The 12,916-nt window shown below is 46.6% G+C and carries 11 protein-coding genes; 1 reads left to right on the forward strand and 10 read right to left on the reverse strand.

The window, feature by feature from the left end; all coding sequences use genetic code 11:
• The first annotated feature begins 27 nt into the window (after positions 1-27).
• On the forward strand, positions 28-1,086 hold the full coding sequence (locus tag ACUN27_RS20435; RefSeq protein WP_445559531.1) for a Gfo/Idh/MocA family protein: 1,059 nt from the start codon (positions 28-30) through the stop codon (positions 1,084-1,086).
• Positions 1,087-1,461: 375 nt separating this feature from the next.
• Here the strand turns inward: ACUN27_RS20435 and ACUN27_RS20440 are convergent, their stop codons facing one another.
• From ACUN27_RS20440 to ACUN27_RS20485, 10 genes are all read right to left on the reverse strand, one after another.
• The gene (locus tag ACUN27_RS20440; RefSeq protein ID WP_445559532.1) at positions 1,462-2,298 is read right to left on the reverse strand and encodes a hypothetical protein; all 837 of its coding nucleotides are present in this window, start codon (positions 2,296-2,298) and stop codon (positions 1,462-1,464) included.
• Between the two features lie 59 nt (positions 2,299-2,357).
• Complete coding sequence (locus ACUN27_RS20445; RefSeq protein WP_326059484.1) at positions 2,358-3,884, reverse strand: ABC transporter substrate-binding protein; 1,527 nt, start codon at positions 3,882-3,884, stop codon at positions 2,358-2,360.
• Between the two features lie 116 nt (positions 3,885-4,000).
• A complete protein-coding gene (locus ACUN27_RS20450; RefSeq protein WP_315950390.1) occupies positions 4,001-4,915 on the reverse strand; it encodes a carbohydrate ABC transporter permease in 915 nt (304 codons plus the stop codon).
• A gap of 27 nt (positions 4,916-4,942) precedes the next feature.
• A complete protein-coding gene (locus tag ACUN27_RS20455) occupies positions 4,943-5,881 on the reverse strand; it encodes an ABC transporter permease (RefSeq protein WP_326059513.1) in 939 nt (312 codons plus the stop codon).
• Positions 5,882-6,099: 218 nt separating this feature from the next.
• The gene (locus ACUN27_RS20460; protein WP_315949893.1) at positions 6,100-7,698 is read right to left on the reverse strand and encodes a response regulator transcription factor; all 1,599 of its coding nucleotides are present in this window, start codon (positions 7,696-7,698) and stop codon (positions 6,100-6,102) included.
• 140 nt (positions 7,699-7,838) lie between these two features.
• On the reverse strand, positions 7,839-8,198 hold the full coding sequence (locus tag ACUN27_RS20465; RefSeq protein WP_315949892.1) for a Rieske (2Fe-2S) protein: 360 nt from the start codon (positions 8,196-8,198) through the stop codon (positions 7,839-7,841).
• Between the two features lie 15 nt (positions 8,199-8,213).
• Positions 8,214-9,269, reverse strand: a complete 1,056-nt coding sequence (locus tag ACUN27_RS20470) for an amidohydrolase family protein (protein ID WP_315949891.1) — start codon at positions 9,267-9,269, stop codon at positions 8,214-8,216.
• Between the two features lie 64 nt (positions 9,270-9,333).
• The gene (locus tag ACUN27_RS20475; RefSeq protein ID WP_445559533.1) at positions 9,334-10,899 is read right to left on the reverse strand and encodes an extracellular solute-binding protein; all 1,566 of its coding nucleotides are present in this window, start codon (positions 10,897-10,899) and stop codon (positions 9,334-9,336) included.
• 78 nt (positions 10,900-10,977) lie between these two features.
• Entirely contained in the window at positions 10,978-11,838 is an 861-nt protein-coding gene (locus ACUN27_RS20480; RefSeq protein WP_315949888.1) for a carbohydrate ABC transporter permease, read from the reverse strand.
• 13 nt (positions 11,839-11,851) lie between these two features.
• Positions 11,852-12,772, reverse strand: a complete 921-nt coding sequence (locus tag ACUN27_RS20485; protein WP_315949886.1) for an ABC transporter permease — start codon at positions 12,770-12,772, stop codon at positions 11,852-11,854.
• Positions 12,773-12,916 lie beyond the last annotated feature (144 nt).

The raw sequence follows: 12,916 nt of genomic DNA on the forward strand, positions 1-12,916 counted from the left end.
ATATCCAAAGATGAGGTGCTTTTTACGATGAGCAAATTACAAGTCGCTGTAATCGGAGCTGGCTCCATTTCTGAAATGCATTTAAGATCTTATCAGGGCAATCCGGATGTTGAGCTATACGCCATCTGCGATTTGAATGAAGAGCGCGCAAAAGCGAAAGCCGAGAAATATGGCATTAACCGTGTGTTCACGGATTATAAAGAGCTACTTGCTGACTCGGCTATAGATGCGGTAAGCATTTGCACGTGGAACAACAGCCATGCCCCTATTTCCATCGCTGCGCTTGAGGCAGGCAAACATGTGCTCACGGAGAAACCGCTCTGCAAAACTGTGGAAGAAGCGTTAGCTGTTGAAAAAGCGGTTCATCGTTCCGGAAAAACGCTGCAGGTTGGTTTTGTCCGCAGATATGCTTCGAATACCGGTATCGTCAAATCTTTTCTGGATCATGGAGAATTAGGTGAGATTTATTATGCCAAAGCTTCCTGTATCCGCCGTCTGGGCAACCCGGGCGGTTGGTTCTCCGACGTGGAACGTTCAGGCGGCGGGCCGCTTATTGATGTCGGCGTTCATGTGATTGATCTTTGTTGGTATCTTATGGGACGGCCGAAGGTCAAATCCGTTTCCGGCAACACGTATAACAAGCTTGGCAATCGTGCCAACGTGAAAAACCTCGCTTTCTATAAAGCGGCCGATTATGACTCCACCCACAATACCGTTGAGGATATGGCAAATGCGTTAATTCGTTTCGAAAATGGAGCTTCCATTCTAGTTGATGTCAGCTTCACGCTTCACGCCAAGGAAGATGAGCTTACGGTCAAGCTTTACGGCGATAAAGGCGGCGCAGAATTAGAGCCTGAGCTGGCCATCGTGACTGAGAAATACGATACGATTTTAAACCTGACACCGCAGATCAATAATCTCTCCTTCGATTTTGTGGCCGGTTTCCAGCAAGAAATTAATTACTTCGTTGAAGTGTGCCAAGGTAAAAAGGAAACTCTTTCGCCTGTGCAGGACGGCGTTGAGATGATGAAAATTCTTTGCGGCATCTATGAATCCAGCAGATTGGGAAAAGAAATAAGCTTCTAGGCTAAGGAAAGAAGTGATGAGAAGGTCAACCTGGAATTAGAGAGAGAATTGGATGAAATTCCATCCGGAGAGCTTGAATGAAGGTAGAATAGACGTGAAAAAGCATCCGTCTCCTCCTTACCGTGAGGGAGATGGATGCTTTTTTTGACGTGACAACCCCGCTAGGCTTTAATAAGGGAACTGGAGGCCTCTATTTCGAGGAAAACGAGCTTTTCCCTCTCGAAGCGGAACTACAGGGTCTTATCCGACCCCCGTGACACGTTTTTCCAGTGAAACCGCGGAAATAGCGGAACGTAGTTCCTTCCACTCGTGGAAAATGTTCGTTTTCACCGAAATGGTGCCCTGTAGTTCCCACTGGACGAGTATTTCCGCTCACTACGGCAAATCCACCCACTGAAACGGTAATGCCGCAGCCTTTTTGCCATATTCCAAAATAGCAGCGATGGCAATCGTTTCCTCACGTGGAACGGCAGGAACTCCCGTTTCAAAAAAACGGACAAGATTCGCAATAAATGCTCCGAAAAAATTGGAATCAATTTTCAGAAATTGCGACTCCCCCTGCTCGGATCGCAAGGCCATGCTGAACGGACAGTTAGGCCCATAATGGTTGATAGTAGCCTGGCGTCCATCTGTGAACCCAATGACTAGTGACGGCGCGTTCGGCGTGCCCGTCCACATCACACGTTGCACATCCGTTCCCATGAGCGCAACGATTGGCTCAACCTGGTGAATCGCATAGGTTTCAAAGCTCCCAGGACCCAAAGCGCAAATGGACTCAATTCCCTCCATGTTAAGCTCCGTATACTCCGCAGCAAACCGCAACGCCGAAGTCGAATACATTGGCGTCCCATGCTGCTCTGCGAGCTCAAACATCCGGATGGCGGCAGCCCTGTCCGGGGCAAAGGTTTTGTCGACGTAGGTCGGCTTGCCTGATTGAAGAGGAAGCTGCGAAAGCTCCTCATGGAACTCGGAATGATCCGGTGACAGCACGATCAAATAATCACTTTGCTCGACGACGGCTTCAATGGAATCGAGCAGCTGAATGCCTTTTTTCTCGCACCAAGCCGCATTGCTCAGTTTGCCTTCGAGATTTGTCATACCGTAGGCATAGGTGACTTTCATTCTGCCTTCGGATGCGGTTTCTATCCACTCCGGATATTTCTCCGCATGCCATTCATCCAAATAATAATCAATAAATCCGATTTTTTTCATCTCTTGTCACTCCTTCCAGAAATAAACCCCCGTGGAAGAACCACAGGGGATGCCTCTTCTTACTTCTTGTTCGCTGCGTACCATTCATTGGCCGCTTTCGTCATATCGTCGCCGCCGTCGGCTTTCCACTGAGCCAAGAATTTATCATAGTTTTCAAGCGGTTCAGCACCCGTGATGTACTTCAGGAAGGTGTCTTCCATCAGCTTTTGCAGCTTCTGGCTATTTTTGCCGATAGCCTCAAGCGGTGGTGCAAAGGCAAGGGGATCAACGACCATATTCCCTTTTGCAGCTTCTTGATTTTTATTAAACGCATCCGTCAAAATGGGATCTTTGCGCACGCGTGCTTGCCAGTAGATCGGATAGTTTTTCTCATCTACACCAGTCAGGAACGAAGAAGCGTTGTTGTATTGATCATTAAAAATCGGAAGAATCGGGTAATAGTTTCCATTTTCTACTTTATAATGAACGCCTTCTTTGCCAATACTCGCTTCTTTATGAATATCTTTGTCCAACTTCAAATCCAAATATTTGATGATCTCATCTTTCTTCTCCGCCCACTTCGGAATTCCTACGTAAAAGCTGATTCCTGCACTAGCCATGACTTGAACTTTGCCGTCGTCCCCCTTGAGGTAAGGCAGACTGGCAATTTTGGCGTTCGGCGAATTTTTAAGCAAAGCGTTTTGAACCGTTGGCGCATTAAAATAACCATTTGAAATGATCGCTGTCTTACCGCTTGTAAAATTTTCGATGACTTTATTCGCTTGGTTAAGCGACCATTCTTGGTCGATCAATTTCTCGGAGTAAAGTTTTTTCATGAACTCCAAATATTTTTTCATATTCGGATTTTCAACGGTATTCACGAGCTTTCCATTTATATCCTGCCAACCCGTTGTTAACGTTGATTGTATCATGGTTAGACCGAAGGTCGGTAGTACTTCAGGAAGCAGCGGGCTTTTACCACCTGACATGGCCATGACATTTTTCTTTTCTTTAATCGTTTTCATCACATTGTACAGTTCATCGCGCGTCGTTGGCGGCTTAAGTCCCAGCTCATCCATCCAATCTTGTCGTATGATTAGCGCCGAATTAACGACCGTTCCTGATCCCGTTTGCGGGATACCGTAAATTTTGCCGTTTAGCTTAGCCCCGTTCCACGAATTTTGGGAAATCACATTTTTCATATTGGTCCCGTATTTGTTGACCAGCTCATCAATTGGTTCCAAGGCGCCTGAGGAAGCCAGTTTTGAATACTGTGGACCCGTGAGCAGCATGAACGCATATTGCTCTTTATTCGCCATAAGCAAATTCAGTTTGTCGTCTGGATTTTCAACCGGCAGCATGTCATACGTGACTTTGTAGCCTGTTTTCTCATTCAGGAACTTCGCCACAACTTCCGCGTTTGGATCAAATCGCGCGTATTGCAGAAGCGCCTTGAATTCTGGCTTGGCTGCATTGGCACTTGCGGTTGTGGCAGGAGCCCCAGAAGTAGATGGTGTCGCCGTACCGGACGAAGCCCCTCCTCCACATGCGGCCAAAGACGCCGCCAAAGTTGTGATCGACAGTACAGTTAAACATTTTTTTAACATGCATGTGCCTCCCTTTTATTCATATCTCAAACAATGCCTTCTCCCCTGCAAAATGAAAGGTCCCCTCGACTTGCCCACCACCACCCTTCGAGTAGTTCCAGCTAGCCTTGCGGCATTTAACCTTTAACTGAACCAACCAGAACGCCTTTAACAAAATATTTCTGTAAAAAAGGATAAACGATCACGATGGGAAGCGTAGCCAGAATAATCGATGCGGCTTGAATCGATTGCGGTGATACATTCAGCGAGGCATCCACATTGGTACGCAGAAATGCATCCGTGGAAGAGACGAAAAGTTCTTTTAAATACAGCTGGAGTGGTTTCATATCGGCTGAATTGATATAAATCAAGGAAGTAAAATAATCGTTCCAGTAAGTAACCGCATAGAACAAACCGATCGTCGCAAGCACGGGCAGCGATAACGGCAAAATAATGCGCCAAAGAATCGTCATATTGCTGGCACCGTCAATTTTCGCGGATTCCTCCAGGCTGTCGGGCAAGCCCTCGAAATAATTTTTGATAATCAGCATGTTATACACGTTAATCATATATGGCAGAAAGAGCACTGGTAGTTTATCGATTAAATGTAGGGTGTGCATGAGCAAATAGGTTGGGATCAAACCGCCACTGAACAGCATCGTGAATAAATAGAGGAGGATAAAAAACTTACGGCCCCTCAGCCTTGGCTTCGAGAGCGGATATGCGGCCAGCGTTGTCATGAATAAGGAAAGCAGAGATCCTATCAACGTCACCGTGATTGAAATCGTGAATGCGTTAAGAAACATCGCGTTGCTGGCAACATACCGGTAAGTCCCTATTTGAAAATCGATGGGATATAGAGATACCATGCCCGAAACAACGGCTGCCTCACTGCTGAGCGATTTCGCGATCAGATTAACAAATGGAAATATCGTCGAAAGTCCTAATAAGATAAAGAACACATAGTTGAGTACGGTAAACACTTTTTCGCTTAGAGAAGTGCGGATTGCGCTTGTAGCTTTGGTGACCGGTGATTTCAAAGAATGATTCATTTGCATGACTTGCCTCCTTTCTTCCGTTTACCAAATCCCACGTCCAAAAAACTTTCGAGCCAAATGATTTCCGGTAAGTATTAAAATAAAGGCAACCACTGATTCAAACACGCCGACAGCAGTTGAAAAACTGTAATCCTGCTCACCCAAACCGACCCGGTATACATAGGTGCCTATCACATCAGCTACGTTGTATACGCTCGGGTTGTACATAACGAGAACTTGTTCCGTCCCTGCTTCCAAAACATAACCAAGGCGGAGGATAAACATCAGCAAGATGATAGGCAGCAAACCGGGAAGTGTAATATGGAGGATTTGCTTCCACCTGTTGGCGCCATCGATTTTCGCTGATTCATAGAGTCCCGGGTCGATGCTGGCAAGAGCAGCCAAGTAGATAATCGTATTCCAGCCCGTCTCCTTCCAACCTGCGGAGGACACCAGAACAGAACGGAAGATATGGCTGTCCAGAAAAAAACGAACGGGTTCGCCGCCCATAGCGACGATCATTTTATTGACGATTCCGCCATTGGTGGAAAGTAAATCGATGAACAAGCCGCTAACAATAACCCATGAGAGGAAATGCGGCAAATAAATAACCGTTTGGACACTTCGCTTGAACGCCATATTCTTTAATTCATTGAGAAGGATGGCGATAACGATCGGAAGCGGAAAAAGAAAGACGATTTTATAAATCGAGATGGCTAACGTATTCTGAAATACCTGCAAGAAGCTATCGGAGGACAACAATTTCTCGAAATGCTTCCATCCCACCCAAGGACTTGCGGCCATGCCTTCAAAAATATTGAAATCCTTGAAAGCAATGATAATCCCGTACATCGGCGTGTATTTAAAAATCAGCAGAAATGCGATACCTGGAATTAGAGCCAGATATAGATCCCAATCCTTTCGGATATCGATCCACAATTGCCGTGCATAGCTCTTTTTTGCGTTATTTGATGTAAGCATGACGGTTTCCTCCGTTGCGGTAGTTTCTCTCAAGCTGCCCGCTCCTTCTTGTCTGTCAGTTATAGATTTAGTGTATCATCCGCCGATTTATTGCGAATTAGAGTAATATTACTTGTTTTGGTACTTTCAGTACTTCTCGATCGAGTCACGGCTTCACAAGTGGAACAAAAAAACCTCCTCCGATAAAGGAGAAGGTTCTATTCAGAAATGAAGAGGAATCATGAACGAATTTCCCCAGGGGTTACCCCCCAATATTTACGGAATACTCTTGTAAAATAACTCACATCCCGGTACCCTACGGCCGCAGCTGCATCATAAACGCGAACGCCTTCTTGCAGCGTAGCCTTTGCCCGTTCCATTTTTCTTTCCATCACATAGGTCGAAAAGGCCTTCCCGGTTTCCTGCTTGAACAAACGGCTTAAATAAGAGGAATTGACATACAGCCGATCAGCTACGGCATGCAGCGTCATCTCCTGGTCGATTTCATTTTCCACGAGGCTTAAAATCGTTTTGATCATATCATGGCTTGTTGATTTTCGACGTTCTCTGGCATAGGTTAAATAAGCTTTGATCATTCTTTGCAGCCAAATTAAAATTTGCTCTTTGACCATCAGCTCCCGGTGATTGTGGAAATAAACATAATCTTCTCCTGCGACCTCCCGTACGGACCATCCCTGCTTTTGAATCATACGTACAAAAAGGCTTTCGAAATATAAAATATGCTCATGAATTTCCTCGATGGTTTCCGCTTTGGCCATGCCTCCCTCCCATAGTGCAGAGAGCATATCAGCCGCCTTATTCTCCTCTCCCGTTTCAAGAGCGATCTCCAGCGCTTTCTCCAAATTCGGCTGCAGCACGAACTCCGGCTCTCTTCCTTGTACTTCCTGATAGGGGATAGCGAGATCGTGACCCAGCATAATCCGATTCTGCAGCGCCCGTACAGCTTGTACGTACAGCTTATTCAGATCCTCGCAACCGCCTATCGTCCCGCTAATTCCCGCGCTCGCCGTAAGTCTGAGGCAGCTTAGGACGGTAAAAAGCAGCTTCTCCGTCAACACATTTATCCTTTGCAGGGCTTCCTTCGGGGCTTCATCCCCTGATAGCTTATACACGACAACCGTATAACCCGCATAATCCGACACAACCCAGCAAGGAGTAGACTGCAAATATTCCTGCACAATGCTTCCCAGTGAAAATTGGAGCAAGGACATATCTTTTCTGCTGAATCGGGTTTCCGTGTCCGGCAGCGGGTCCATATCGACAACAGCCACTGCAAATTGCGCGCCCTTCAGCATATTCATTTGAAGATACTTGCTTCGCTGTTCAATCTCCCACAACTCGAATTTACCTTTCAGCCATCCTTGCAAAAAGTCGTTCACCAAATAAGGAAGATGCTGCTCCCATCTCTGTTTCAGCTCATCCTCGTTATGGCGCTGTTCCAGTTCTGATCTCAGCTTCTCGGCCGCTTCGAGTACCGTCTCCAAAATTTCTTCGTCGCCAGCCGGTTTCAGCAAGTATTTCATGACTCCTATGGAAAGCGCCTCCTGCGCATAAGCGAAATCATCATGCCCGCTTAGCACGATGATCTTCAACAAAGGATCGCTCTGACGAAGCTGTTTCGCCAAAGTTAACCCATCCATCTCCGGCATCTGCAGATCGAGCAGAATGATTTCCGGCTTTTTACGGTCGATGAACCGCAGCGCTTCCACTCCGTTCCCTGCTTGCCCAACGACTTCAATCCCATGTTTGTCCCATGGAATGTTATTGGCCAGCGCATTTCTGAGGCGAACTTCGTCTTCCACAATTAATAAATTCATGAGATGGACTCCTTTATGGATACGATTTGTATGGAACTTCATTCGCTTCATGTGCTTGCTTTTCCTGCGAAAATCTTTGGATAAAAAAAAGGACCGAAAAGGCTGCTTCAGCCCTCTCCGATCCCTTATCTTCACGATTATTACGTTCTTTGCAATTGAACGCCGATTCTGCCGTCAAGTACGCTGACTTCGAACGTCTTCAACCAAATCTTCTCGCTGAACAGCGACTTGCCGGTTCGGATATCGAATTCCCAGCCATGCCAAGGGCAGCGCAAGATCTCCCCTTTTTTACCATACTCATATTCGTAGACGTCTGAAGGGAGCGTCGTTCCAGAGACGAGTCCGGCACACATGGGCGCACCTTGGTGCGGACAATAATTATTGATCGCGTAAAAGGCACCTTTAATCCGGTAAACACCGATACTTTTTCCCTCGATGGTGACGACGGCGTGCCCGCCTTCGGGAACTTCGTCTACATCAAGCACATAATGTACCGTCATAAGCTCCTCCATCCATTACAGGTTATATAAGCTTTTGGCGTTTTCATAAAAAATTTTCCTCTTGGCTTCGGGCTTTAATCTTCGCAGTATCATATCGGGTGAATCGAAATCCCAATGCGGATAATCGCTTGAATAGAGGATCATATTCTCTGCATCGATCATATTGAATAAATCAATCAAGTGCTGCGGATTGTCCGGCTCCTCGATGGGCTGCGTCGTCAAATAGCAATGCTCACGGATGTATTGACTCGGCATCTTCTTAAGCCATGGGACTGTGGAGCGCAGCGCTTTATAGTTCTTATCCAGCCTCCACATCAGATGCGGCAGCCAGGCAATGCCACCCTCGGTCAACACGACTTTCAGTCGAGGGAATTTCTCGAATACCCCTTCGCAGACCATCGACACGAGATGAGCCATGAACATTTGAGATAGACACGTATGCCACTCAATGTAACGGGAAGGATATCCAGCCGCCGTAGGCGCTGTTGAACCACCACCGCCCTCCGCTCCGGGATGCAGCGCGATAGGTAGACCATTGCGTTCAGCCGCCTCATAAATCGGATGAAACTGCCGTTGGCCGAGTGGCGCGCGCGCCGCACTGGAAATCATCACTTCGACGAAGTCGGGATGTCCTCCCATACGGTCTATCTCTCTTGCAGCGAGATATGGATCCTGCGTAGCGACAGCCAAAGCGCCCTTAAACGCCTTATGCTTGCCAAGCCACTCAGCGGCCAAATAATCATTATAGGCTGAGCAGATTACCGCTGCATAATCCGCATCATGCGTCGTTGAAATGTTATACACAACGCCTGTTAATATGCAGTATTCGACGTTATAGCCTTCCAGCAATTGTTTGATCATCAAATCCGGGTCTGAACCCGCTTTGCCCCCGCCCGGCGGAATGGCGTCTTTCTTCATGACGCCAACCGGTGAGTAATAGCCGGAACCGGAATATCCGATGCCGGTAGCCGCAACGCGTGAACGCCAAGGCTCAGCCAAGTACGGCAGCAAATCGGAATCGTTCTGCTCGTTGTGGACATCCACATCAATGACCTTCATCTTTTCGGCCATCCATCATCCCTCCATTTCGGAGGCCCGTTCTGGGTGAATGAGCCTCCTTGCAGTAACAGTGCTATTATTTTTTGCCGTATGTGCGCGTGTAAGAAGCATTGTACATATTCAGCAGTTCGTCGGCGCCCAGCTTTTTCGTTTGATCAATAAATTCTTGCCACGTTTTATCGTTGATCGGTGTTTTACCGGACACGAATTCAGTCAGCTTTTGTTCCAAATACTTGTTCAAATTGTTCAGCTTCGATTTTTCCAGCTCCAACTCTTCACTGGTTTTAACAATCTGTTTCGGTGCTGGGATAATAACCGGTTCATATAGTTTGTTAATCGCTTTGCTCTTATCGCTTAAACCGCTTTCCCATACCGCGCGGGATTTGGCATTGTCCAGCGTAATCATGTCATACCAGACGCCCCAATCTTTCCGCAGTGTTGTAAATGGCGACGCACCGAAATCCTTGTTATACACAGGCACGCCGTTTGACTTCGTATAGGTTTTGCCCTCGATTCCCAGGGATAGATAATTCGAACCTTCTTCACTGAGCAGGTAATCAAGGAATTGAACGGCTCTGTCTTTATCTTTGACCTTGGCGGAAATCGCGCGACCCGTGGCACCTACAACAGAACGCGAGAACTGATAGTTCTTAATGCCGTCGGCAGCGAACTGCGGAATCGCATCCAGCGTGTAATCGGCAATTCCTGCTTTACGTCCTTTATCCATAAGCGTCTCTAGATCGGCCTTCCAGAAGAAGGTAACCAACGATTTGCCCTTAAGAATCCGTTCCTCCCACTGCGCTTGCGTGATCATCGAGAATTCAGGATCCAGCAATTTTTCGTTATACAGTTTGTTGAGGAAAATCAGAGAGTCCTTATACCCTTTATGGTAAGGTGCAAAAGCATATTTATCCGTAGCTGGATCAACGTTATAGAAGCCGTGAATGCCTGTGAAGGCTCTGCCGAAGGTCGTGAATAACCCTGTATCGCCTGTAATTGCGTTATTGATCAATGGGTATGTATCCGGCTGTTTTTCTTTCAAAGTTTTCAGGAACTGGTAAAATTCTTCCACCGAGGTCGGCGCTTTCAAACCGTATTTATCCATAATGTCCTTACGCGTATACCAAATAAAGTTGAACCCTTTGCCTTCGGCATCGCCCTCGATAACCGGCACGGTGTAAATTCCTCCGTCGGCTCCCGTTGCAACAGCCTTAGCTTCCGGATATTTATCGAAAAACGCCTTCATATTCGGGGCTTTATCCATGTAATCCTTCAGATTCAGAAACACTTTATCCGGCCCATGCTGTCTGCCTTCCAATGTATCTACCTGAATGAAGTCAGTAACCGCATTGGTCGCGATCATAATCTGTTTCTTCTCTTTCAGACCTTCCTGACTGACCACTTGAAACTCCACTTTCACGCCGGTTTTTGCTTCGATTTCCTTGAATATTTCCCAATCTTGACGTACTTTCCCTTCGGGACGGTCATAAGCCAGCCAGGAAAAGGTGATCGGCTTCTTGGACTCTTCTGCTTTTTTGCCATCCCCGGATACGGGCATATCTTTTGACCCACTCGTACAACCTGCGACCAAGCTGGAAAGCATAACGGCTGATATTGCTGCTGCAACTGTTCTTTTTTTCATGAAAAAACCTCCCCAATGTGTTTAAAAGGCTGTTTTAAAAACGTCATTACTAGCTATAGTCGCAGTCGCATTCCGATCTTACCCTTTAATACCGCCGATCATCGTACCCTGAACGAAATATTTCTGGATGAACGGATACACACACAGGATCGGGAGCGTAGCCATCATAATGATGGCGTACTTCATAGTTTGCAGCAGACTCATATCGCCTTCTCCCTGAATCGTCGTTCCTGCTACTAGGATGTTGCGCAGCATAATTTGCAGTGGATACATAGAGCGGTCGTTCAAGTAAATGAGGGCATCGAAGAAAGCGTTCCACTGGTTTACAGCTGTGAATAGTCCGATTGTTGCCATCACTGGCATCGATAGCGGCATAACAACTCGCAAAAGCACCTGCAGAGAGGAACAGCCGTCAATCGTTGCGGCATCTTCCAACTCTTCCGGCAAAGCTTCAAAAAACGTCCGCATGATGAATAAATACCATGTGCTGATCATCGAAGGCAGAACGATGGCCCAGATGGAATTCAACATGCCCAGCTTTTGCACAACGAGAAACGTGGGGATCATGCCTCCGCTGAACAGCAGCGTGAATGCCGCCAACATCAAGATCAATTTGCGTCCGGGCAGCCATTTCTTCGCTAACGGGTAAGCCATAGCTGCCGTTGTAATCAACGTCAGAATGACATGAACGACTGTGTAACGGATCGTATTCCAGTAGCTGATCCATAGATCTGAATTTGCTGCCAACTGTTTGTAGGCGACCAGCGTTACTTTTTTGGGTAAAAGCAGGACATCACCGCTTGAAACCAGCGCATTGTCGCTTATCGAAGCACTAAACACATAGACAAGCGGATAAATCATTACAATCATAAGAAGGATCATAACGGCGTAATTCAATGTGTCAAAAATGACGGAGGCTGTTGACTGTTTAATTTTCAATAGCGTTCCTCCTTTACCACAAGCTTGTCTCTGAGTGTTTTCTAGCGATGCGGTTTGCGCCGATAACTAGGATGAGACCGATGACAGACTGGAATAACCCTACTGCTGTTGCGAAGCTGAAGTCCGCATCCAGTATCCCGCGCCGATAGACGAAAGTGTTAATCACATCGGAGGTTTCGTAGTTCATGGAGTTGTATAACAGCAAGATTTTCTGAAACCCCGTTTCCATAAAATGACCTAATGTCAGAACGAACAAAATAATCATCACGGGAACCATACCGATGAAGGTGATATGGCGCATCTGGTGATAACGGTTCGCTCCATCCATTTTCGCCGCCTCATACAATGTCGGATCGATCCCGGCGATCGCCGCCAAATAAAGAATCGTTCCCCACCCGATTTTTTGCCAGATTTCCGAGGAGACATAGATCGCTCTGAACCATTCAGGCAGCCCGAGGAATAGAATCGGCTCCATGCCAAATACCTTCACCAGCAAGAAATTAACGATGCCGGTTTGCGGCGACAGAAACGTGACAAGAATTCCCGCTATAACGACCGTTGATAAAAAGTGCGGCATATAGCTGATGCTTTGTGCGATGCGTTTAAACATTTTATTCTTTAATTCGTGAAACAAGATGGCCAGAATGATCGGCGCCGGGAAATGAAACAGCAAGTCATACACATTTAACATAATGGTGTTGCGAATCAGTTTCCATGAATCCGGATTGACATAAAAAAATTCAATAAAGTGTTTAAACCCTACAAATTTACTGCCCAAAATTCCTCTGCCGATCGAATAATCCTGAAAGGCAATGACGACCCCGTACATAGGCACATATTTGAAAATGATGTAGTATAAAATCCCCGGCAGCATTAACAAATATAGCGCTTTATGTTTCTTCAAAACGTACCACATTCCATTACGCTGCTGCATACTGCCTCCCTCCTCCTCCTTTCGGAAGTTGATAGCCTTACTATACAGAGAGCGGGGCATTCGCGTAAAGATCGCATAATTACCTTGTGTCTCTTTTTTTACAAGCCCGATTTTATGCGGTTTCTCGGTGGTTTCTCGGTGCTG

It is taken from the genome of Paenibacillus sp. WC2504 (genome assembly GCF_052682475.1).